This window comes from Leifsonia sp. NPDC058248 (assembly GCF_042881905.1).
In the GTDB taxonomy this organism is placed as follows: Bacteria; Actinomycetota; Actinomycetes; order Actinomycetales; family Microbacteriaceae; genus Leifsonia.
The window spans coordinates 82,588-104,798 of the sequence record NZ_JBHVXB010000004.1; the positions used below are offsets into that span (position 1 = coordinate 82,588).

Below are 22,211 nucleotides of genomic sequence, written 5' to 3' on the forward strand. Positions count from 1 at the left end.
GAGTGAACGCCACCGGAGGGGCGGGCGTCAAGAGGCGACGACTCCGGATGCACGTCACGGACGTCACGAGGCGACGACTCCGGATGCACGTCACGGACGTCACGAGGCGGCGACTCCGGATGCGCGTCCCAGGCGTCACGACACCGGGCGGCTCGGATGAGCGGCCGACCAGGCGGCGATCTCGGCGCGCCGCGCTGCCCCCAGCTTGGCCAGGATGTGCTCGATGTGCGAGCCGACCGTCTTGGGCGCGATGGAGAGCGTGCCGGCGATCTGCCGGTTGGTCGAGCCGGTCGCCACCAGCCGCGCCACCTCCACTTCGCGCGCCGTGAGCGGGTACGTCCCGTCGTCGCGGGGAGAGCCGGACGCCGCTGCCGCCGCCTGTTTCAGCAGCGCCGTCGCGCCCGCCGCGGTCGCGCTCCCCCGGGCCTCGGCGAGCAGGTCGGAGGCCAGCGCCGGGCTCTTCGAGCGGGCGGCGCAGATCGCGCGATCGATCAGGGACTGCGTCAGCTCCCACCACCGACCGGATGCGCTCCAGCCCTCGGCCGCACGCTCCAGCGCGGTGCGCGCCTGACCCGGACGGCCCTCCGCCAACTCGATCAGACCCTCCGCGTGGTCGAGCGCCGGCAGGGTGACCGGGATGCCGCGCCGGTGCACCAGCACGGCGCAGCGCGCGAGCCAGTCTCGCGCGGCCGTCGGTCCTCCGGTCGCGAGGTGGGCGCGTGTCCCGGTGACCACGAAGGGATAGAGGTACGCCGCGTCCGACACCCGTGCCGAGTCCGCATGACCGCGCTCGCTCAGCTCGACGGCCTCGGCATGCCTCCCTCCGCGCAGTGCGAGCTCGGCCAGACCCCACAGCGCCGGAGACAGTCGCTGCAGCTCGTGCATCCCCTCGCCGATCTCCATGGCCTCTTCGAGAAGTGCCGCCGCCCGTTCGTCGTTTGCAGAGGCCAACGCGACAGAGCCGAGCGCGTGCAGCGCGGTGACCCGGGTGGTGATGGCGCAGCGGCCGTCGGCCAGCGCCCGGGACGCGAGGGCGGATGCGGACGCCGTGTCACCGGTCGCCCACCGGACGTTGGCGAGGTGCGCCACGAGGTAGTGATGGTCGTTCCACCGCTCAACGCGCGCCGTGTACTCAATGCCCTCGGAGAGCCAGTGCTCTCCGCGGCCGTACTCGCCGAGCATCGAGGCACAGGAGCCGAGCATCCGGTAGCTGCGCGCGGCGGCGGCCTCGAGTCCCGCTTCGACGGCTCGCGCCGTGGTCTCTTCGAGCAGCCGCCAGCCCGCCTCGCCTTCGCCCGCGAAGACGAGCACCGAGCCGACCGTGGCGTCGACGCCGATGCGCGTCTCGAGGTCGTCGTCGCTGAACAGCTCGCCCGCGCGGCGTCCGTACTCCAATGCCTCCTCAAGGCGGCGGTCGAGCATGTTGACCGCCGCCAGCGCCCCGAGGAGCTGGGTGCGCGCCCGCCGGGTCTCCGCTTCGGGCAGTCCGGACAGCCGGGCGAGTGCGTCGTCGAGGTCGTGCATCCGGGCGTTCAGGTCGGCGCCGAGGAGGTGTCGTGTCGCGACCAGCGACGGCACGAGCTCGGCGGCGCCCACTTCGTCGCCCTGCTCGCGCAGCAGGTCGATGGCACGCCGGTATTCGCGCTCGGCCGCTTCGTTGTCGTCGATCGCCGCGAGCTCACCGGCCAGCCGGCGGTGCAGTTCGGCCTGGGCGGCGGGAGGGGAGGTCGTCGGCATCGTCCGTTCGGCGCGCTCCAGCAACTCGGCGGCCTCCCGGTGGGCCGAGAGCTTCACCGCGTGATCGGCCGCCGCCACGGCCCGCGCGTACGCCTCCGCGGCGAGGCCGGCCCGCTCGAAGTGATCGGAGACGGCGGCATCCGGGAATCCGGCCTCCTCGACCGCCTGGGCGACCGCGGCATGCAGGGACCGACGCCGGGCGAGCCCGATGTCCTCGTAGACGGCGTCGCGGATGAGCGCATGCCGGAAGTCGTAGGTGCGGCCGTCGGCGCGAACTGTGACGAAGTGCTGCGCGATCAGCTCGTCGAGCATCAGCTCGACCTCGATCGGAGAATCCCCGGTGATCCGCGCGAGCAGGGCCGCGTCGAAGCTGCGGCCCAGAACGTCGGCGGCCGCCAGCGTCTCCCGCCGTGCGTGGACGCAACCGCCCGGCCCGGTCGATGACAGCCTCGGCGATCGTGTCGGGGACCTCGTCGAGACCGCCCGCCAGGAGCTCCTCGATGTGCAGCGGGATGCCGTCGCTCGACTCGTAGAGCCGTTCCAGCTCGTCGCTGGCCGCCTCCCGCCCGACGATCGAGGTGAACATCCTGGCCGTGCCGTCGGCGTCCAGCCGCGCAAGCAGCACCTCCTCGGCGCGCCGCTGACCGAGCAGGCGGGTGCGCCAGAGCTGGAAGTCCGACTGCGAGAAGAGTTCGTCGCTGCGATAGGTGAGGACGGCCATGCTCGGTTCGTTGCGCAGGTTGCCGGCCACGCGTTCGAGCACGTCGAGGCTGAGCTCGTCGGCCCACTGCACGTCTTCGATGCGCATCAGCGTCGGCTGGGCGAGCACCTCCTGCAGCGTCGCGGTCAGCTCGGCGACGAGCAGACGGCGCCGACGGGAGAAGTCGCCGGCGCTCTCGTCGAGCACCAGGGTCCGGATGCGGTCGGCCGCCTCCCCCTCCCGTGCGGCCCGCAGCTCCCCCGCCAGTTCGAGGAGAAGCACTCCCGGCGTCTCGCGGTCGCTGGGGAACGCGCCGACCTGGACCGTGCGCGGGGCCGCGATCCGGTCGGTGAGCTCGTCGAGCAGGCGCGACTTGCCGATGCCCGCCTCGCCACCGAGGAGGAGCAGATGCCCTGAGCCGTCGAGCGCCTTCTGCCAGCGCCGGAGGGCGAGTGCGAGCAGATCCTCGCGACCCACGAAGTCCGGGCAGACACGGGCGAGACCCCCAGGCGTCGGGTGCGCCGAGATCACACGGACAGTCTAGGAGCGTCACGCCGCGGCCGACAGGCCCGCGACCCATGATCGGTCAGACGACCGATGGCCTGCCCGGATGCCTACCGCGAGGCTGCGAGGAGGAGAAAGGAGTCAGCGATGGCACGATTCATCGACGTACACGACGGTTTCGTCGGCGTCACGAAGGAACAACTGATGGCGGCACACGACGCCGACACGGCGATCGAGAACGAGGAGGGCGTCCACATCGAGCACGCGTGGCTCGACCCGCAGAGCGGCAAGGTCTTCTGCATGTCGACCGGACCGTCGAAGGAGGCTCTGATGCGCATCCACGAGCGGGCCGGGCATCCGACCAGTCAGGTCTTCGAGGTGAGCATCGAGGTCTGAGCCGCGCGGGCGTACAGTGCGGCCCATGGCAGACGAGAAGGATCACACGACCAGGGCCGACGAGCTCGCGGAGAAGGTGAAGGAGCTCGGGAAGACCGACGACGACCGCCTCGAGACCGTGGCCGAGCACAACGACACGCTCCAGGAGCGGCTTCCCGGCGACGACGAGTTGCCCCTCACCAAGGGGTAGGCCCATCGGGGTGCTCCCCGCACTGGGGCGTGCGCGCTCGTGCGCGGCGCCGGTAGCGTGGCGCGGTGACTTCCCAGAACAGCATGCGCGACCGCGTCGCCGGTCACTCGGTGATGGAGCAGGTCGTCCGGTTGCAGGACGCCGTGGCGCCGCGATCCGCCGTGGCCCGCGCGTTCGGCGTCTCGCCCCTCACCGAGGAGGCGTCGCCGTGGTTCGCCGGGGCGACCGGCGAACGCGAAGTCGGCGCCATGCTCGACCGTCTGCCCCCGGGCTGGACGGTGTTCCACGCGGTTCCCGTCGGGCAGGGCGACGCCGACATCGACCATCTGGTGGTCGGCCCCGCGGGCGTGTTCGCGATCAACACCAAGAACCACCGCGGTGCGAAGGTCTGGGTCGCCGAACGTGCGGTGCTGGTGAACGGCGCCAAGCAGCCGTATCTGCGCAACTCCGAACTGGAGGCGTCGCGCATCCGTCACGTGCTGGCCGGGGCCGGGCTCGTCGCACCGGTGCACGCCGTCGTCGCTGTGGTCTCCCCCGCCAGCATGAGCGTCCGGCAGCAGCCGATGCGCGTGACCGTGCTCACGGCCGAGGGTCTGCTGCGCTGGATGACGCATCGCCCGCGGGTCGTCGACAGCACCACCGCCGCAGCGATCGCCGAACTCTTCGATCGCCCCGGCACCTGGCGTCCGGTCCCGTCCGACAGCTCGACGGTCGACCGCTTCGACTCCTTGGCGCGGGAAGTGCGCGTCGCCCGCTGGGTGCAGAAGGGGTGGATCCTCGCCGGGGCCCTCAGTGTCGTGGCCGTCGTCCTGGCGGTGTTCCCCCGCTGATCGTTCGGCGGCTGATCGTCCGGCGGCTGATCGTCAGACGGTGCTACGCCGGGGCAGCCTCGGTGCGCATCCTGAGCTCGAGGGCCCCCTCGGCCTCGGCGGTCTCCAGTTCCACCCGGATGCCCGCCAGCTGCGTCAGCGCGTGCAGGTGCGTTCCGCCGCACGGGATCTCCACCGCGCCGTCCGCCAGCTCGCAGCGCCACGTGCGCCGTTCCCCCAGGCCGTCGCCGGTGCGGACGATCGACACGGGCGCACCCGACGCCACCCAGCCGGCGAGCAGCGCGTTCGCAGCCGCGGAGACCTCGGCCAGCCGGCCGGGCAGCTCGGCGGCGGCGAAGCCCTTCTTGCGCAGGCTCTTGCCGATCCGGTATGTGTCCAGAGACCCGTCGGGCAGGATGCGCGACTCGGTGATCGCGAGCTGGTCGAAGTTCGGGTTTCCGCGGCCGTCGGTCGGAGCCTCTTTGGTCCAGAGTCCGGAGAGCGCCTCGTTGAGGGCCAGCGACGCGAGGTGACAGGCGGTGTGGCCGGCCGAGAACGCGCCACGCGCATCCGGTTCGACCGTCACTGTCGCCTCGGCGCCCGGCTCGATGCCCGTGGCATGGGCCACGAGGTGGCAGACCACGAACGCCCACCCGTCGGTGCCGGTGCGCACGGGTGCGTCGCCGACGTAGAGGGCATTGCCGTCGGAGGCGCCGACGACGGCGTCGAGCACCGGATGCTCGACGCCGTTCACGGTGAGCGTCCCGACGTCTGCGGGCTGGTCGGGCCACACGGGGTCGACCGGGTGGAACGCCGTGCGGTCGAGGACGACCGCCGTGCGGCCGTCGCCGAGCGGCTCGACGTGCACGACCGTGCCGGTGGAGGCGAGGTCGCCGTCGGGATAGGTGACAATGGTGTCGGCGTGCGGAAGGCTCATCCGTCTACCCTACGAGCCGGCCGGCGCCGTCGTGAGCGAGTCGACGTACGACTGGTGCTCCTTCACCCACTTCGCGACGATCGGCTGATAGTCGTCGGTCTTCCCGCTGTTGAACATCGCGTTCTCCAGCGAGTACAGCTTGTCGGAGTCGAGTGTGAAACCCTTCACCCAGCCGGCGACCTCGGGGAACCGCTTGCCGAATCCGGTGCTCGCGATCGAATGGATGGACTCGGCGGCGCCCAGCGTGTTCTTCGGGTCCTTCAGGTCCTTGAGGTCGAACTGGTCGTAGGCCCAATGCGGTCGCCACAGCGTGACGGCGATGTTGTCCTTCTTCTTCATCGCGCTCGTGAGCTCTGCGAGCATGGCCGGCGTGGAGGAGGTGACGAAGTCGAGCTTGCCGAGCCCGTACTGCGGGATGACCTTCTTCTGCGTCGCCTCGGTGAGGCCGGCGCCGGGCTCGATCCCGACCAGGCGGCCGCCGAAGTCGGAGGCGTGCGACGCGAGCTGATCGAGCGAGTCGATCGGGGCGTCCTTGTTGACCGCGATGGTCAGTTTCGCCTCGTCGTTCCAGGCGCCGAGGTCGACCAGCGAGTCGCCGTACTGCTTGAGATACGCCGCGTGCGTGGTCGGAAGCCAGCCGTCGAAGGCCACGTCGTAGTCGCCGGTGCTGAGTCCGGCGAACGCAGGGCCGGCATCCGCGTACTCGAACTTCACGGTGTACCCCTTCTTCTCGAGCACGTCCTTCCAGAGGTAGGACGCTGCCTCCCCTTCGGGCCAGCCGTTGAAGACGGCGACCGTGATCTCGCCCTTGCTGCCGCCCGCACCGGTTGCCTGCGTGACCGCGGCGACCCCGGTGCCCGCGACCGCGACGACCGCGGCCGTGCCGAGGGCGATGATCGCACGACGCGGCAGCCGCTTCCGAACGGAGCCGACGGCGGCGGTGAGGCGGTCCAGGATGATCGCCAGGATGACCACCGAGAGGCCGGCCTCGAAACCGAGCCCGACATCCACCCGGCTGAGGGCCTGCACGATGTCGCGGCCGAGACCTCCGGCGCCGACCATACCCGCGATGACCACCATCGAGAGCGACAGCATGATCACCTGATTCACGCCGGCGAGGATCGACGGCATCGCGAGCGGGAGCTGGATCTGGCGCAGGATGCGGCGCGGAGACGACCCGAACGCGCGGCCGGCCTCGACGATCTCACTGTCCACGCCCCGGATGCCCAGCTCGGTGAGCCGCACGCCCGGCGCCATCGCGAAGATGATCGTGGCGACGATGCCCGGCACCACGCCCACCCGGAACAGGATGAGCGCCGGGATCAGGTACACGAACGCGGGCATCGTCTGCATGAAGTCGAGCACCGGCCGGATGATCGCCGAGGCGGTCGTGCTGCGGGCTGCGAGGATGCCGACGGGCACGGCGATCGCCACGGCGATGGCCGCCGCGACCAGCACGAGCGCGAGGGTGTCCATCGCGTTGCCCCACTGGTCCATGCCGGCGATCACCAGGAGCCCGACCACGGTTCCGGCGCCGAAGGCCCAGCCCTTGAGCCAGACCCCCAGCGCCGCGATCACCAGGATCACCACCCAGAACGGCGGCGTCTGGAGAATCCAGTCCATCCCGGCGAACAGCCCGGTGAAAATGGCACGGATCACGTCGAAGACCGGCCCGAAGACCTCGGTGACGATGTCGACGACCACGGTCGCCCACTGGCCGAAGGGAAGACGGAAGTCCATCAGCGCACCCCCTCGAGGTCGGCTGCTCCCGGCGCCGTGTCGCGCAAGGTCTGCGTCATCACCTCGACCGGGATGGTCGCCTGCGGCTGAACGACGATCGGGATCTCGGTCGTGTCGCTGGTGACGTTTCCGAGCGCGGCGAGCAGCGTCACCCGCGGGATCACACCGAGCAGACGGTGCCGGTCGTCGACGACCGCGAGCGGGAGCTCGCTCTCGACCGAGAGGCCGACGAGCTCGCTCAGCACCTCGTCGCGGGAGACGGACGCGATGTCTGCGCGGATGACCGGCGTGAGGTCGGTCTCTCCTTCACGCACCTGGCGCATCACGTCGCGATCGCGCACGGCCCCGAGGAGCCGGCGGCCGTGGCCGACCACGAACGCGGCCGACGTCTGCAGGTCGCGCATGGTGCGCACGGCCGCGCGGGGACCGGCGGCGACCGTGACGAGCGCCCGCACCGGTTCCATCACGCTGGCGGCCGTGAGCACCCGGGCACGGTCGACGTCGTGAACGAAGCTCTCGACGTAGTCGTTCGCGGGGTCGGTGAGGATCTCCTCCGGCGTTCCGATCTGAACGACGCGACCGTCGCGCATCACGGCGATCCGGTCGCCGAGGAACATGGCCTCGTTGAGGTCGTGGGTGATGAAGACGATGGTCTTGCCGAGCTGGCTCTGCAACTCGAGCAGCTGCTCCTGCATCTCGCGCCGGATGAGCGGGTCGAGTGCCGAGAACGCCTCGTCCATCAGCAGCACGTCGGTATCGGCGGCCAGCGCGCGGCCGAGGCCGACCCGCTGCTGCATGCCTCCCGACAGCTCGCCGGGCAGTTTGCCGCCCCAGCCGGAGAGTCCCACCAGGTCGAGCACCTTCTCCGCACGTTCGCGACGCTCGGCAGCCGGCACGCCCTGCACTTCGAGCCCGTAGGCGAGGTTGTCGAGCACGGTGCGATGCGGGAGCAGAGCGAAGTGCTGGAAGACCATCGAGATGTGCTTCTGCCGCACTTCCCGCAGCTTCTTGCCCGGGATGCCGGCGATGGGCGTTCCCATCACCACGACGTCGCCGCTGGTCGGCTCGAGCAGCCCGTTGAGCAGCCGGATGAGCGTGGACTTGCCCGAGCCGCTCAGCCCCATGACGACGAAGATCTCGCCCGCCTTCACGCTGAAGCCGGCGTCGATGACCGCCGCCGTGCCGGTGGCCGCCACCTCATCGCGGGTCGCCCCGTCTTTCAGCCGGCGCACCACCTCGCCGGGTTTCCGTCCGAATACTTTGAAAAGGTTCCGTGCCTCGATGGCGACAGACTCGCTCACGTGTTCTCCGCGGCACCTCAGGGCGGACCCCTGGTGCTCCGTGGTCGCGCCCGGGTGGAGGATGCGAGCAACGCCGGCGTCTCAAGCGAACAGGATGCTCGCGAGTCGCCTGCTGCCGGCGCACCGTGGGGTGCGCCCACACCATCCGACCGTACGATCCCGGGCCTGCAAGGAGGACCTTCCGGCCCGCCGGCACCCGGGATCGCGGGCTGGTTTTGCGGCCCCGTCTCCACTCCGCGGGCGGCGAGGGGCATGGACGACGCTATCAACCTGTGAAGGTCCGAAGCCAATCGGCGTTCGGCTTTCGACCCCGCATTCCGCTCCGGGCATGGATGCACATCGCTCCGCTCACAGGGATCGCCCTGTCACTGTCGCCCGACCTGGGCGTTGCCTGAGTGTCGCGCTCCGCGGGCATCCGGAGCCCCGACGTCGGCGGGCCGAACCGGCACTGGCAGCCGGCGGCGACCTGCGGCAGACTCGTGCCATGACGACCGACAGCGGAGATCACAACTGGCAGCGTGTCCCGATCGAGGCGCAGAGCATCGACGCCCCGCTGTCGCGGTCCGCGATCTTCCTCGTCGTGCGCATCGCCGACGACGACGCCTCCTACCAGGTGGTGCGCGACGTCCTCGCCGGCCTGTCCGACCTGGTGAAGACCGTCGGGTTCCGCGACCTCAACGCGCACCTGTCGTGCAACACCGCGATCGGCGCCGCGGCGTGGCCCCGCCTCACGGGCCAGCAGACGATGCCGAAGGAGCTGCACCCGTTCCGCGAGATCGCAGGAGCCGTTCACACGGCCGGCGCGACCCCGGGCGACCTGCTCTTCCACATCCGGGCCGAGAGCGCCGACTTCTGCTTCGAGTTCGAGCGCCTTCTGCTGAACGCGCTCGGCGGCGCCGTCGAGGTCGAGGACGAGGTCGTCGGCTTCCGCTACTTCGACTCCCGCGACCTCCTCGGCTTCGTCGACGGCACCGCGAACCCGGACGGAAGCGACATGGCCGCGTCGTCGCTGGTCGGCGAGGAGGACCCGGAGTTCGCCGGCGGAAGCTATGTGGTAGTGCAGAAGTACCTTCACGATCTCGGCAAATGGGGGTCCCTGCCGGTGCCGGCCCAGGAGGGCGTGATCGGGCGCACCAAACTCGAGAACGTGGAGCTCGGCGACGCGGAGTACGGCCAGAAGTCGCACAAGACGCTCGCGACGATCACCGACGAAGACGGGGTCGAGCACGACATCCTGCGCGACAACATGCCGTTCGGTCGTCCGGGGCACGCCGAGTTCGGCACCTACTTCATCGGGTACTCGGGGCAGCTCTGGGTGATCGAGCGGATGCTCGAGCGCATGTTCATCGGAGACCCGCCCGGCAGCCACGACCGCATCCTCGACTTCTCGACCGCCGCCACGGGCGTGACCTTCTTCGCGCCGACGCGGAGCTTCCTCGACGGCCTGGGCGGCTGACGCGCGGCTGTACGGTTGAGGGAATGGAACACCTCGCCTCCGACGTTGCCGATACCGTGCTCATCCGTCTCGCAGAACCCCACGAATACCCCGCCATCGGCACCCTCAGCCATGCAGCGTACACGAACGACTACGACGACCTGTCCGCCGGGTACCAGGAGCAGCTGCGGCATCCGGAGTCGTTGCTGCCGTCGTATGACGTGTGGGTCGCGGCCGACGAGCAGACCGGCGAACTGCTCGGCACGGTCTCGATCCTGCGCCCGGGACTCGATGACGAGGGGCGCATCGGCGACGACGAGCTGTACTTCCGGCTGCTCGCGGTGTCGCCGACCGCACGCGGTCGCGGGATCGGCAAGGCGCTGACCGTGTTCGCGCTGGGCCAGGCCGCCGAGCGCGGCTCAGCCCGGGTGGTCCTGCACAGCGGCGACAACATGCTGGGGGCGCACGCGCTCTACACCAAGCTCGGCTTCACCCGCCGCACCGAGCGCGAGATGGTCATCCTGCACGACGGCCGCACGATCCAGTTGTTCACGTTCGCGCTCGACCTCTGACGACGGCGGCCGTCAGGCCGTTCGCCTGTCCGTCAGGCCGTGTGCTCGCGCGTCAGGCCCTGTGCCCGCGCGTCAGGCCCTGGCCAGGGCGTCTTCGAGCGCGACCCAGGGCAGCATCGCGCATTTGATACGCGTGACGTAGCGGGAGACGCCCGCAAGGGCGACGGCGTCGCCGAGCAGTTCCTCGTCTCCGTCGATCGTGCCCTTCGACTGCATCAGCTCCCGGAACGCGGCGATCTTCGCGGTCAGCACCTCGCGCGGCTCATCGCTCACGATGTCGGCGAGCAGCGAGGCGGAGGCGGTGGAGATCGAGCATCCGTGGCCCTCCCAGCTGATCGACTGCACCTCTCCGTCGACATTCGCGTGGATGTTCAGCGTGATCTCGTCGCCGCAGGTGGGGTTCACCTGCCGTGACGACGACACCGCTCCGTCGTGGAGCCCGTAGCCGTGCTTCTGCTTGGCATGGTCGAGGATGACCTGCTGGTAGAGGTTCTGAAGATCGCTGGAGGTCATCGGTCCACTCCGAAGAAGGTGCGGGCGTCGGAGACCGCCTGAACGGCCTGGTCCACCTCGTCGGCCGTGTTGTAGAGGTAGGTGCTGATGCGCGTGCTCGCGGTCGCGCCGAAGCGGCGGTGCACCGGCTGCGCGCAGTGGTGGCCGACGCGCACGGCGATGCCGCGGTCGTCGAGGAACTGTCCCACGTCGTGGGAGTGGATGCCGTCGACCACGAAACTGGCGAGGCCGACGCGCGCCACGCCCGCACCGGGACCCAGCACGCGGACGCCCGGGATGCGACCCAGCCCGTCGAGCAGGCGCGCGCCGAGCAGCTCTTCGTGCGCCTCGATGGCGGGCATCCCGACCGCCTCGAGGTACTCGACCGCGCGGGCCAGGGCGACGGCCTGGGAGACGCGCTGGGTTCCCGCCTCGAACCGGGCGGGCGCCGGGAGGTACTCCGTCTCGGTCAGGGTGACAGTGGTGATCATGGAGCCGCCGGTGAGGAACGGCGGCAGGGCATCCAGAAGCTCTTTTCGTCCGTAGAGCACGCCGACACCGGTGGGCCCGAGCATCTTGTGCCCGGAGAACGCGGCGAAGTCGACATCGAGCGCGTGGAGGTCGAGCGCCAGGTGGGGCGCCGACTGGCAGGCGTCCAGCACCACGAGGGCGCCGACGGCGTGCGCCAGGCCGACGAGCGTCTCGACCGGGTTGATCGCACCGAGCACGTTGGAGACGTGCGCGAACGCGACCACCTTGGTGCGCGGGTTGATGATCGTGGCGGCCTCGTCGAGACGCAGCTGACCGTCGTCGTGCAGGCCGATCACGCGGAGCGTGGCTCCGGTGCGGGCGGCAAGCTCTTGCCAGGGGACGAGATTGGCGTGATGCTCGGCCTCTGTGACGACGATCTCATCGCCCGCGCCGAGCCGGAAGCGCTCGGCGGCGGCTCCCCCGCGGCCGAGGGATGCGTTCGACATCCCGTAGGCGATGAGGTTGATGCCCTCGGTGGCGTTCGAGGTCCAGACGATCTCGTCGGGCACCGCGCCGACGAACCGCGCGACGGTGGCGCGGGCATCCTCGAAGAGCTCCGTGGCCTCGCCGGCGACGGTGTGCGCTCCACGGTGGACGGCAGAGGTGTAGCGCTCGACGAAGTCGCGCTCCGCATCGAGCACCTGACGGGGCTTCTGAGCGGTCGCGCCGGAGTCGAGGTAGACGAACGGATTGCCGTTGACCTCGCGGTCGAAGATCGGAAAGTCCGCACGCAGACGGACGACGTCCAGTGGTTCGGTTTGCATTCTTGTGTTCACGTGATCCCAACGCAGAATTCTAGTCGCCTCAACTGCAAGCCGCCCGAACGCGTGCGCATTCCCGGCGTGGGGCTGACCGGAGCGCGGTCTGGCGCTAGGCTCCCCACCACAAGGCGCGGAAGGCAGGCGTGGTGACGACGGCGGCGGTTCACAGCGGTTCCCTCATCGGTCCCTTGCGGATCGCTGTCTTCCGCTGGTTGTGGATCGCTGCCGTCGTCAGCAACATCGGCACCTGGATGCAGACGGTCGGCGCGCAATGGCTGCTGCTCGACCAGCCGAACTCCACCACCCTCGTCGCGCTGGTGCAGACGGCGTCGTCGCTGCCGATCCTGCTCCTGGCGATCCCCGCCGGCGTGCTCGGCGAGTTCGTGGACAAGCGCAGACTGCTGATCGCGGTGCAAGGATTCCAGACCGTCGTCGGTCTCGCGCTCGCCCTCCTCGCCTGGGCCGGACTCGCATCGCCGGCCGTGACGTTGCTCCTCACGTTCCTGCTCGGCGCCGGCTCGGCCGTGCAGGCACCGGCCTATCAGGCGCTGGTTCCGGAGATCGTCCCCCGGTCGTCGCTGACCGACGCCGCAGCGCTCAGCTCGATCGGGGTCAACATCGCGCGGGCGATCGGCCCGGCGCTCGCGGGCCTGCTGATCGCCCAGGTCGGCGTGCCGTTCGTGTTCCTGCTCAACGCCTTATCGTTCCTCTTCTTCATGCTGGTGCTGCTGCTCTGGCGCACGTACGACCCGCTCGTTCACTCCCGTGAACCGTTCTGGGGCGCGACGATCGCGGGCCTCCGCTACACCAGGAACGCCCCGGTCGTGCGTCGGGTGCTCATGCGGCTCGTGCTGTTCATCGTGCCGGCGAACGCGCTCTGGGCGCTGCTGCCATTGGTCGCCCAACAGCAGCTCCACCTCGACGCGACCGGCTACGGTCTGCTGCTCGCGGCCCTCGGCGTCGGCTCCGTGCTCGGCGCTCTTCTCCTCCCGCGCGGGCGCCGGACGCTGGGCGTGAACCGCGCCACCCAGCTGGCGACAGCCCTGTTCGGCGTCTGCCTGGTGCTCCTCGCCGTGCTCCCGTCGCTGGCGGCGGTTCTGCCCGTCCTCCTGGTGGCGGGCGTCGGCTGGATCTGGGTGATCGCTCTGCTCAACGGCTCGATCCAGACGTTCCTTCCGGCCTGGGTGCGCTCGCGCGGTCTCTCCATCTATCAGATCGCGTTCTTCGGCGGCACGGCGGCGGGGGCCACGCTCAGCGGGGTGGCCGCCGGCGTGTGGGGCGTCATCCCCGTGATCGTCGGCGCCGGCGTGCTCCTCGCCCTCGTCGCCGCCAGCCAGTTCGTCTGGCCTCTGCTGGCCACCGAGCACATCGACCGGTCGCCAGCGCCCATGCCGCTGCCCGAGGCCACGTTCATCCCGGCCGCCGCCTCGGCCGCGACCCTCGTGCTCGTGCGCTACACGGTGCCACCCGACCGGGTCGACGGCTTCTTCCACGCGATGAGCCTGGTCGAGCAGACCCGCCGGCGCACGGGCGCCCGCAGCTGGCGCCTCTACGCCGAGCGCGAGCTCCCGGACGCGTTCGTCGAGGCGTTCGGCGTGAGCTCGTGGGACGAGCACCTTCGCCAGCATGAGCGACTCACCGGCGCGGACGACGAGAACCTCACACGGGTCAAGGAGCTGTCGACGACCGAGCCCGAGGTGACCCACCTCGTGGCGGCCGCCGTCGGCCGGCGTGACCGGTAGGAGACGTCGCTTCCGGTGGCCGTTAACCGGCGCGTTACACGTCGGCCCTAGGATGCGAAGGTGACAACGCACGGCGCCCTCGCCCGCCGCCTCGGACTCGGCGACGCCGTCGTGCTGGGCCTCGGCTCGATGATCGGCGCCGGCATCTTCTCGGTCTTCGCACCGGCGGCCGCCGCCGCGGGCACCTGGCTGCTCGTCGGGCTCGGCGTCGCCGCGATCGTCGCCTTCTGCAACGCCACGTCGTCCGCCCAGCTCGCCGCCGCGTACCCCTCGTCGGGCGGAACCTACCTCTACGGGCGCGAGCAGCTCGGCCCGTGGTGGGGGTTCGCCGCCGGCTGGAGCTTCGTGATCGGCAAGACGGCCAGCTGCGCGGCGATGGCGCTCACCTTCGCGTCGTACGCGGCTCCTCCCGGTTGGAGCAACCCGTTCGCGATCGCGGCGGTCCTCGCCCTCGCCGCGGTCAACTACTTCGGCGTCACCCGGACCGCCCAGCTCGCCCGGGTGATCGTGGTGCTCGTGCTCGCCGTGCTGGCGGTCGTGGTCGCGGCAGGGGCATCCGGATTCGACCCCGCTTCGTTCGCGGGCGGCACCGAAGGGTCGGTGTACGGCGTGCTGCAGTCGGCCGGCCTGCTGTTCTTCGCGTTCGCGGGGTATGCGCGCATCGCGACGATGGGCGAGGAGGTGCGGTCGCCGGAGCGCACGATCCCGCGGGCGATCACGATCTCGCTGACCGTCGTCGTCGTGCTCTACGCCGTGGTCGGTGCGGTCTCGCTCGGCGCGCTCGGACCTGCCGCCCTCGCCGGGTCGTCCGCACCGCTGCGCGACGTGACGGCCGCAGCGGGCTGGGCGTGGGCCGTGCCGATCGTGCAGTTCGGGGGCGCGCTCGCCTCCCTGGGCGCGCTGCTCGCCCTCGTCGCCGGCGTCGGGCGCACCGCTCTGGCGATGGCCCGCGAACGCGACCTGCCCCGTTTTCTCAGCGCCGTGCATCCGCGTTGGTCGGTGCCGCACCGCGCGGAGATCGCGCTCGCCCTCGTGGTCGTCGCACTGGTCGCCACCGTCGACGTGCGCAGCGCGATCGGATTCTCGTCGTTCGGCGTGCTGCTCTACTACTTCGTGGCCAACCTCGCCGCCGTCACCCAGGGGGCGGGCCGCCGTCGCTACCCGCGTGCCGTACAGGTGCTCGGGATGCTCGGCTGCGCAGTACTCGTCGTGACCCTGCCGCCCGCGAGCGTCGTCGTGGGCGTGCTGGTGCTCGCCGTCGGCTTCGGCGCGCGCGGCATCCGGCTGCTCGTGGATCGCGCGCGGCACTGACTCCGGAGTTGCCGCGTCCTCGTGCTCGACGGGCCCTATCGGGTCGCGACGGGCAGCCGCACTTCGACGGACGCGCCGCCTCCGGGGCCGGCGTTGCGGGCGGCGACGGAGCCTCCGTGGCGGGTCGCCACCTCGGCCACGAGGGCCAGACCCAGCCCGTAGTGCCGGGACGCCGCAGGCGCCCCATCGCCCGCCCGCTCACTGCTCTCCCGCGCCGACGCGAAGCGGTCGAAGGCCCGCGTCGCCGTCTCGGCTGGGAAACCGGGCCCGTCATCCTGCACCCGCAGCACCGCAGTCTTCCCCTCCCGCGCCACCGAGACCTCCACGACGCCGGCCGCGTACTCGACCGCATTGTCGAGCATCGCGAGGACGAGCCGGCGCAACGAGATCGGCGCTCCGGTCACCACGACCGGCTCCCCGTCCGTCACCGTGACCGTGACGCCGCCCTCGGCGGCCTTGGGACGGATCGTCGCCGCCGCCTCCTCGGAGATCTCCCGCAGGTCGACCTGCTCCCGGATGCCCGCCTCACGCGGATCCGCCGCCACCAGCAGGTCCTCCACGATCTCGGTCAGGGCCTTGGAGTCGCCCACGATCTCGTCGATTCCCTCGGTCACCGCCTGCACGTCGTCCGCACCGTCTGCATCTCTGAGCCGTCTCCGCACCAGCTGCGCGCGGGTGCTCAGCAGGGTGAGCGGCGTCCGGAGCTCGTGACTCGCATCCGCCACGAACCGGCGCTGCATCGCGAGCGCGTCGGCGAGCGGCCGCATCGCCCGTCGTGCGATGAACACCCCGATCAGCGCGGCCGCCGCCGCCGCGACGACGCCCGAGATGACGAGTGCGGTGATCAGCCGGCCGAGCTCGTCCTGCTGCTCGCCGAGGTCGTAGGCCACCTGGCTGACCCGGCCGTCGTGCGACGACGTCCGGACGAGGTACGTGTCGCCGTCGAGGCGTGTGGTCGTCTGCTCGGCGACTCCCGACGACGATACCCGTTCGATAGCCTGCTCGTCGGGGAGTCCGGTCGGCAGATCGCGCGAACTCTGCGAACGGCCGTCGGGACCGACGATCGTGACGAAGGCCGGCGGATGCACGTCGTGCGGTGAGTCGACCATCGATGCGTCCATCAGAGCGCGCTGAGCGGCCTCGGACTGGCCCGCGGACACGATCGCGACCACCACCGCGCCGAGCACCGCGAACATCACCAGGATGAGCGCGGCGAACTGGATCGCGAGCCGGGTGGACGCCGACCGGAGCTCCCGATCGTCGGCACGGCTCACAGGGCGGACCCCATGCGGTAGCCGACGCCGCGCACGGTCTCGATCGCCTGGCGTCCGAGTTTGCGGCGCACGTGGTGCACGTAGGTGTCGACGACGCCCGGATCGTCGGCGTCGGCGAACACGTTCGCCAGCAGGTCGTCGCGGGAGAAGATCTGGCCCGGCCGCCGGGCCAGGCGCTCCAGCAGCGCGGACTCGCGTTCGGAGAGCGAGAAGCGACGGCCGTCGTCGAGGGCGACGTTCCGGCTGTCGGCGTCCAGCGTCCCGCCTGAGAAACGCACGACGGGCACCGTCGACGCCAGCCGGCGCCGCAGTACGCGCAGCCGCGCCAGAAGCTCGTCGATGTCGAACGGCTTCGCCAGGTAGTCCTCGGCCCCGCGGTTCAGCCCCTCCACCCGGTCGGCGGCGTTGCCGAGCGCCGACAGCACGAGCGCCGGGGTGAGCACGCCGCGATCGCGCAGGCGGCCGATCACGTCGAGCCCGTCGACCGCCGGCAGTCCGCGGTCGAGCACCATCACGTCGAAGTCCTCGGTCAGTCCCAGGTGCAGGCCGCGCTGCCCGTCGCCGGCCAGCACGACGTCGTAGCCCTCGGAGCCGAGGAGCTCGCCGAGCATCCCGGCCAGCCGCGCGTCATCCTCGACGATCAGTACCCGCGGTCTCGCTTCCACGCTCGCAGTATAGGCGGCGGTTCTTTGCCGATCCGCGCGTTCGACTCAGGACCGCACTCAGATCAGATACGGGATGAGCGCCTTGCGCGACGCCGGATAGTCGTCGAAGGTCTCGTGGTACCAGCGATGGTTGGCCATCGCCCGCGGCGCCAGGTTGGCGACCGTGTAGAGCGCGAAGGCGAGTCCTGCCGGCGACCAGGTGGCGATCGCCCAGCCCGTCCACTCGATCATCTCGCCGAGGTAGTTGGGGCTCGACACCAAGCGGTACCCGCCGCCGTACGGGATCGAGTACCCGCCCGAGCCCGGCCTCCTCAGGCGGCGGAGGATGCGGTCGGAGTTCAGGTTGAGGAGCATTCCGCCGAGGAACACGACCACTCCGATCAGGAACCGGGGGTCGGCGAGCCAGGAGGTCGCGTACGATCCGTACTCCGAGATCCACCGGGCGTTGATCCAGGTGTTGAGGAGGTTGAACGCCATCGCCATCGCCATGACCGCTACGGGCATCCGGCCGCTGCTGCGCATCAGGAAGGGATAGACGAACACGCGCTGGATGTAGTGCAGCTGCCAGAGCGCCAGGAAGATCAGCGGCACCAGCTCGAACCTGTGGGCGCCGAGGAGATAGAAGACGAGGAAGAGGATGGACGCCGGACTCTCCATGATCACCCAGCCCACCCGGGCCGGAACGGTCGGTCCCCAGCCGGTGCGACCGTGACGTCCGTATGGGGCGACGATGAAACAGAGGGCGACGAAGGTCACGACGGCGAGCGCCACCTCGAGGAACACGAACCAGCGGTACGGGCCGTCGGGCAGCATCCGGGTCAGACCTCCGTGCCGAGAGCCTTGAGCACCCGCTGCATGGAACCGCCGAGCCCCCACGTGTCCGCGAGCTCCAGCGCTGCCGCGAGCCGGTCGCCGGCGAGCGGGCCGATCGCGGGATCGAACGACGGGAGGTCCAGGTCGCGGGCGACGGCCACCACCCGCGGCGCGACGGCGAGATAGTCGGACGCGGCGGCGAACCGTGCGCGAACGGTCGACGACATCGGCGTCTCCGGGTCCTCGGCCGCTTCGAGGATGCCGTCGAGGTCGCCGAACTCCCGCAGCAGGCCGGCCGCAGTCTTCTCCCCCACGCCGGGAACGCCCGGCAGGCCGTCCGACGAGTCGCCGCGCATCGTGGCGAAGGCCGCGTACTGCGCCGGGACGATCCCGTACTTCGACTCGATGACGTCGTCGGTGATCAGTTCGAGCTGGCTCATCCCCTTGGCCGTGTAGATCACCCGCACGCCGGCGTCGTCGTCGACGAGCTGGAACAGGTCGCGGTCGCCGGTGACGATGTCGACGAGGGTTGCGGCGCCGGTCGCCAGCGTGCCGATCACGTCGTCGGCCTCGTAGTCCGCTGCCCCGACGATGGCGATGCCGAGGGCGTCGAGCGCCTGCCGGATGACCGGGATCTGCACTACCAGCGCCTCGGGCGTCTGCTCCACATCGCTACCGCCCGGAACGAGCTCGGCCACGCGGTGCGCCTTGTAGCTCGGGATCAGCTCGACCCGCCAGCGCGGACGCCAGTCGACGTCCCAGCAGGCCACGAGCTCTGTCGGCTCGAAGTCGGCGACGAGTCGCGCGATGATGTCGAGCAGTCCGCGCACCGCGTTCACCGGGGTGCCGTCGGGCGCCTTCACCGTGTCGGGCACCCCGTAGAACGCGCGGAAGTAGAGGGAGGCAGTGTCGAGGAGCATCAGTCGCCCGGTCATGCGACGATCATGGCACGTGGATGCCCGGGAGCGCGCACCTGGCGACGAGCCAGGGTGTCGACGCCCGAGCGGTCAGGCCGCGACCTCGTGCTTCACCTGGCCTTCGTCCGAGGTGGGCCCCTCGTCGGCGCCGCGCATCGCCCCCGTGTTGCGGAGGAAGACGATGACCCAGCTGAAGATCAGGAGGAACGCGACGAGCTCGACGGCCGTCAGGTTGTAGTAGCCGCTCACGAAGAACGCGGCCAGCACGACGATGACGGCGACGTAGACGTAGCCGAGCAGCACGAACACCCGCGGCATCGAGGGGATGAGCCGGCGCAGGCTGAGGACCATCACGACGTAGATGACGGCCATTCCCGACGCCGACAGATTGTGCAGCTCCAGGAACCGGTCGACCGGGAAGATGCCGACGCACGCCAGCAGGATGCCCATGAGGACCAGCGCGAGCCGCACCAGTCCGCGCCCGCGGGCCTCCTTCGCGTTCGACACGGGGATCGTGGCTGTCGCATAGTGGGCGATCGTCGTCACGAGCACTCCGGCGATGATGAGCGTGACGTTGAAGGCCAGCGCCGACACGTCGTCGGAGATGCCGAGCGTGCTCAGGTTCTTCTTCCACCAGTGCGGGTCAGCCGAGCTGAGCATGCTCGCGAACACACCGACGACCACGAAGACCGCGAGCACCACCGACAGCAGCATCGGCGTCAGTTTCACCGCGGAGAGGAACACCGCGTACGCGGTGATGGCCACGCCCACTCCGGCGAGCACCGCGGCCGACAGCGCGTAGACGACCGCGTCGCTGAAGCTCTCGGAGAGCACGTCGGAGAGAGCGGTCCAGCCGAGCAGCGCGATGACGCCGTGCGCCAGCGCGAGGGCGGCGACGTCGAACCAGTGCAGCCGTGCGCCGGGGACGTCGAGGCCGTTGCGGGCGCCGGTGCGGGTCGTGTTCCGGCCCACCAGCACGCGTGCGCCCACGAAGACGACGAGGGAGACGAAGCCGGAGAACACAGCGACGAACTGCCCGACCGAGCCCGGCCCGGAGATCGGGAGGTACTGGCCCCAGAAGACGAACAGGGCCACCACCCCGGAGACGATGAACGCGAGGGCGCCGACAATGAGCGCCGACGATTCCAGGGACTCCGAGTTCGCAACCGGATGCCTCAGCAGTCGCGCGAGGGGGACGGATCGACTCATCAGTGGATCACCGCTTTCAGTAGGATCATCGCGACGCCGAAGGCCGCTGTTCCGAGACACCCGAGGATACGGATGGGCCAGCTGCTCCCCCGCAACGCGAACGCGCTGTAGCCGAGCACACCGAGGATGATGACGCCCAGCCAGAGCGCCACCCAGAGCGCGAGCGCGTCGGGCACGATCCGCAGGGCGCCGAGGAGGAGCACGAACGACGGCGGCACCGCGGAGATCAGGAAGCCGAGTGACCGCCGGAGCGAACGCCGGAACGCCATCGGGAGGGTCGTCTGGTCCCCTTCGACGACTCCGTGGCCCGCGACCGTGCCGGCGTACACGTGCGCCGCCCAGAACACGATGACGGTGCCGATCACCGTCGTGAAGGTCTGCCACGAGCTCGAGTGGTACGCGCCGGAGACGACGATCATGCCGCTCACGAGGATCGTGCCGTACACCGACTCCTCGGTGATCAGGCTCGCCCGCGGGCCTCCGAACGTCGGCCGCTCGGAGGCCTGGGAGACGTCGTGCGGTGATGTCATCGCGCCGCCTCCTTGGATCGCCCGCGTCCCGCGACCTCTGTCGGGATACCGCGGGAGAACAAGAGGGAGAACAGCGAGATCAGGATGAGACCGAAGAAGGCGACGCCGAGCGACGAGAGCTGCGAGTCGGTGTAGATCGACTGAAGCGTCTTCGCGTCGGCACTGGAGAGCCCGGCATCCGTCGCGATCTTCTCGACATCCGCCGCGGGCACGATCGCCACACCTCGTTCCGTGGCCTGACTCACGGACGCCTTCGCCTCGTCGGGCAGGGCGCTGCTCGCCACCCCGGAGGCGAACGAGGTGGTCAGCGCGCCGATCAGGATGGACCCGATCAGGGCGGTGCCGAGGGAGGAGCCCAGGTTCTGGAACACCCCCTGCAACCCGCCGACCTCGCTCGTCTCCTTCTCGCCGACGCTTGACATGTTGACGTTGCCGAGCTGGGACGCGAGCAGCCCGAGCGCCGTGCCGGCCAGGAACATCCCGGTGGCGAAGAGCGCGCTCTGCAATTCGGGCGTCACCGAGCCGAGCAGCAGGAACGCGCTCAGCACGAGCACGAGCTGCCCCACACGGACGATCCGGCGTGGCGACCACACCCGCGACAGTGCCGTGCCGACGATCGAGAAGAGGATGAGCGACACCGAGAGCGGGAAGATCTTGATTCCCGTCTGGAGCGCATCCAGTCCCAATGTCATCTGCAGATAGACCGGCACCATGAAGAACAGCCCCGCCGTCACCGCGTACTGCGCGCCCAGCACCGACAGACCGCTGCGGAGCTGAGTGATCGAGAACATCTCGATATGCACCAAGGGAGGTCTCCCCTCGCGGACCAGGTACCGCTGGCGTCGCACGAAGAAGTAGATGAGTACTCCGCCGACGACCATCAGCCAGGCTGTGAGCGAGATGCCCAGGGGGGCGATCGCGACTCCGCCGATCTCGGGCGACGCGAGCGGGATGACCCACCCCCAGGTCTTGCTCTGAAGCATCCCGAACACGACGAGCACCAGACCGGCCGCCGACAGCAGCACGCTCAGGACGTCGATGCGCACGTGCTGCGGCGCGGTCTTGTCCGTGATGAACCGCGAGAAGATGACGACGCCCGCCATGATCACGACCTCGGCGACGAAGACGTAGCGCCAGCTGAAGTAGGTGGTCACGAATCCGCCGATCAACGGTCCCGCGGCCACGGCGGCGCCGGAGACGGCGCCGATCGTCGCGTACGCCGTGATGCGTGCGCGGCCCTCGTAGTTGTCGGCCACCAGGGCGGCGATCGCCGGGATCACCAGCACGGCCCCCAGACCCTCGATGATGGACCAGCCCAGGAACAGGAACGCGAAATTCGGGCTGAGCGCCGTCATCAGCGAGCCGATCGCGTAGACGATCGAGCCGATCACGAACGCTCTCCGTCGCCCCCAGACGTCGCCGAGCTTCGCGCCGAGCAGCATCACCGACGCCATGGTGAGCGTGTAGAAGGTGATCGCTGCCTGCATCGCCGAGACGGTGGTCGAGAGGTCGGCCACCACGGTGGAGATGGAGACGTTCATCACCGTGCCGTCGAGGACCATCACGAACTGGGCGAATCCGAGGATGATGACGACCGACCACTTCTTCATGGCTCAGTATCTTCCCGCCGCGCTTCCCGCCGCAA

General features: G+C 70.1%; 20 protein-coding genes and 1 pseudogene. 7 read left to right on the forward strand and 14 right to left on the reverse strand.

The window, feature by feature from the left end; translation table 11 throughout:
• Nucleotides 1–135: 135 nt before the first annotated feature.
• Nucleotides 136–2,049: a LuxR C-terminal-related transcriptional regulator gene (locus ACFVV5_RS07940; protein ID WP_387241567.1), complete on the reverse strand. Its 1,914-nt coding sequence runs from the start codon at nucleotides 2,047–2,049 to the stop codon at nucleotides 136–138.
• A 475-nt stretch (nucleotides 2,050–2,524) separates the two neighbouring features.
• Nucleotides 2,525–2,968 (reverse strand): annotated as a pseudogene (locus ACFVV5_RS07945) (AAA family ATPase); the annotation flags it as partial.
• A gap of 120 nt (nucleotides 2,969–3,088) precedes the next feature.
• Between ACFVV5_RS07945 and ACFVV5_RS07950 the strand changes: the two are divergent.
• From ACFVV5_RS07950 to ACFVV5_RS07960, 3 genes are all read left to right on the forward strand, one after another.
• Entirely contained in the window at nucleotides 3,089–3,337 is a 249-nt protein-coding gene (locus tag ACFVV5_RS07950) for an SCO4226 family nickel-binding protein (RefSeq protein ID WP_387241570.1), read from the forward strand.
• 25 nt (nucleotides 3,338–3,362) lie between these two features.
• Nucleotides 3,363–3,527, forward strand: a complete 165-nt coding sequence (locus ACFVV5_RS07955) for a hypothetical protein (protein ID WP_387241573.1) — start codon at nucleotides 3,363–3,365, stop codon at nucleotides 3,525–3,527.
• A gap of 65 nt (nucleotides 3,528–3,592) precedes the next feature.
• On the forward strand, nucleotides 3,593–4,357 hold the full coding sequence (locus tag ACFVV5_RS07960; RefSeq protein WP_387241576.1) for a nuclease-related domain-containing protein: 765 nt from the start codon (nucleotides 3,593–3,595) through the stop codon (nucleotides 4,355–4,357).
• 43 nt (nucleotides 4,358–4,400) lie between these two features.
• Here the strand turns inward: ACFVV5_RS07960 and ACFVV5_RS07965 are convergent, their stop codons facing one another.
• Genes ACFVV5_RS07965 through ACFVV5_RS07975 form a run of 3 tightly spaced genes read right to left on the reverse strand, consistent with a single transcriptional unit; the run spans nucleotide 4,401 to nucleotide 8,314 of the window.
• Nucleotides 4,401–5,273, reverse strand: a complete 873-nt coding sequence (locus ACFVV5_RS07965; RefSeq protein ID WP_387241579.1) for a metal-dependent hydrolase — start codon at nucleotides 5,271–5,273, stop codon at nucleotides 4,401–4,403.
• Nucleotides 5,274–5,282: 9 nt separating this feature from the next.
• Nucleotides 5,283–7,013, reverse strand: a complete 1,731-nt coding sequence (locus ACFVV5_RS07970) for an ABC transporter permease/substrate binding protein (RefSeq protein ID WP_387241582.1) — start codon at nucleotides 7,011–7,013, stop codon at nucleotides 5,283–5,285.
• The gene (locus ACFVV5_RS07975; RefSeq protein WP_387241585.1) at nucleotides 7,013–8,314 is read right to left on the reverse strand and encodes a glycine betaine/L-proline ABC transporter ATP-binding protein; all 1,302 of its coding nucleotides are present in this window, start codon (nucleotides 8,312–8,314) and stop codon (nucleotides 7,013–7,015) included. Before ACFVV5_RS07975 ends, ACFVV5_RS07970 begins: the two co-directional genes overlap by 1 nt.
• Nucleotides 8,315–8,798: 484 nt before the next feature.
• Here ACFVV5_RS07975 and ACFVV5_RS07980 point away from each other — a divergent pair, with 484 nt between their 5' ends.
• A complete protein-coding gene (locus tag ACFVV5_RS07980) occupies nucleotides 8,799–9,770 on the forward strand; it encodes a Dyp-type peroxidase (protein ID WP_387241588.1) in 972 nt (323 codons plus the stop codon).
• Nucleotides 9,771–9,793: 23 nt separating this feature from the next.
• Nucleotides 9,794–10,321: a GNAT family N-acetyltransferase gene (locus ACFVV5_RS07985; protein ID WP_387241591.1), complete on the forward strand. Its 528-nt coding sequence runs from the start codon at nucleotides 9,794–9,796 to the stop codon at nucleotides 10,319–10,321.
• A gap of 72 nt (nucleotides 10,322–10,393) precedes the next feature.
• Here ACFVV5_RS07985 and sufU read toward each other — a convergent pair whose 3' ends face one another.
• Both sufU and ACFVV5_RS07995 read right to left on the reverse strand, forming a co-directional pair.
• Nucleotides 10,394–10,834, reverse strand: a complete 441-nt coding sequence (gene sufU, locus ACFVV5_RS07990) for a Fe-S cluster assembly sulfur transfer protein SufU (protein WP_387241594.1) — start codon at nucleotides 10,832–10,834, stop codon at nucleotides 10,394–10,396.
• Entirely contained in the window at nucleotides 10,831–12,108 is a 1,278-nt protein-coding gene (locus tag ACFVV5_RS07995) for a cysteine desulfurase (RefSeq protein WP_387241597.1), read from the reverse strand. The genes sufU and ACFVV5_RS07995 overlap by 4 nt, the downstream gene beginning before the upstream one ends.
• 143 nt (nucleotides 12,109–12,251) lie before the next feature.
• On the opposite strand from ACFVV5_RS07995, the gene ACFVV5_RS08000 reads away from it, so the two are divergent.
• Together ACFVV5_RS08000 and ACFVV5_RS08005 are read left to right on the forward strand one after the other, a co-directional pair.
• A complete protein-coding gene (locus ACFVV5_RS08000) occupies nucleotides 12,252–13,847 on the forward strand; it encodes an MFS transporter (protein ID WP_387241600.1) in 1,596 nt (531 codons plus the stop codon).
• Nucleotides 13,848–13,907: 60 nt separating this feature from the next.
• Nucleotides 13,908–15,158: an APC family permease gene (locus ACFVV5_RS08005; protein ID WP_387241603.1), complete on the forward strand. Its 1,251-nt coding sequence runs from the start codon at nucleotides 13,908–13,910 to the stop codon at nucleotides 15,156–15,158.
• Between the two features lie 35 nt (nucleotides 15,159–15,193).
• Here ACFVV5_RS08005 and ACFVV5_RS08010 read toward each other — a convergent pair whose 3' ends face one another.
• The 7 genes from ACFVV5_RS08010 to ACFVV5_RS08040 form a co-directional block, all read right to left on the reverse strand.
• Nucleotides 15,194–16,432: a sensor histidine kinase gene (locus tag ACFVV5_RS08010; RefSeq protein ID WP_387241606.1), complete on the reverse strand. Its 1,239-nt coding sequence runs from the start codon at nucleotides 16,430–16,432 to the stop codon at nucleotides 15,194–15,196.
• Nucleotides 16,429–17,097: a response regulator transcription factor gene (locus ACFVV5_RS08015; protein ID WP_387241609.1), complete on the reverse strand. Its 669-nt coding sequence runs from the start codon at nucleotides 17,095–17,097 to the stop codon at nucleotides 16,429–16,431. Before ACFVV5_RS08015 ends, ACFVV5_RS08010 begins: the two co-directional genes overlap by 4 nt.
• Nucleotides 17,098–17,154: 57 nt before the next feature.
• Nucleotides 17,155–17,910, reverse strand: coding sequence for a 3-oxo-5-alpha-steroid 4-dehydrogenase (locus ACFVV5_RS08020; protein ID WP_387241612.1), 756 nt, complete (start codon nucleotides 17,908–17,910; stop codon nucleotides 17,155–17,157).
• 5 nt (nucleotides 17,911–17,915) lie between these two features.
• Nucleotides 17,916–18,845: a 5'-3' exonuclease H3TH domain-containing protein gene (locus ACFVV5_RS08025; protein ID WP_387241615.1), complete on the reverse strand. Its 930-nt coding sequence runs from the start codon at nucleotides 18,843–18,845 to the stop codon at nucleotides 17,916–17,918.
• A gap of 72 nt (nucleotides 18,846–18,917) precedes the next feature.
• Entirely contained in the window at nucleotides 18,918–20,036 is a 1,119-nt protein-coding gene (locus ACFVV5_RS08030; RefSeq protein WP_387241618.1) for a DUF998 domain-containing protein, read from the reverse strand.
• The gene (locus ACFVV5_RS08035; protein ID WP_387241620.1) at nucleotides 20,036–20,566 is read right to left on the reverse strand and encodes a hypothetical protein; all 531 of its coding nucleotides are present in this window, start codon (nucleotides 20,564–20,566) and stop codon (nucleotides 20,036–20,038) included. The genes ACFVV5_RS08030 and ACFVV5_RS08035 overlap by 1 nt, the downstream gene beginning before the upstream one ends.
• Complete coding sequence (locus tag ACFVV5_RS08040) at nucleotides 20,563–22,176, reverse strand: MFS transporter (protein ID WP_387241624.1); 1,614 nt, start codon at nucleotides 22,174–22,176, stop codon at nucleotides 20,563–20,565. Before ACFVV5_RS08040 ends, ACFVV5_RS08035 begins: the two co-directional genes overlap by 4 nt.
• Nucleotides 22,177–22,211 lie beyond the last annotated feature (35 nt).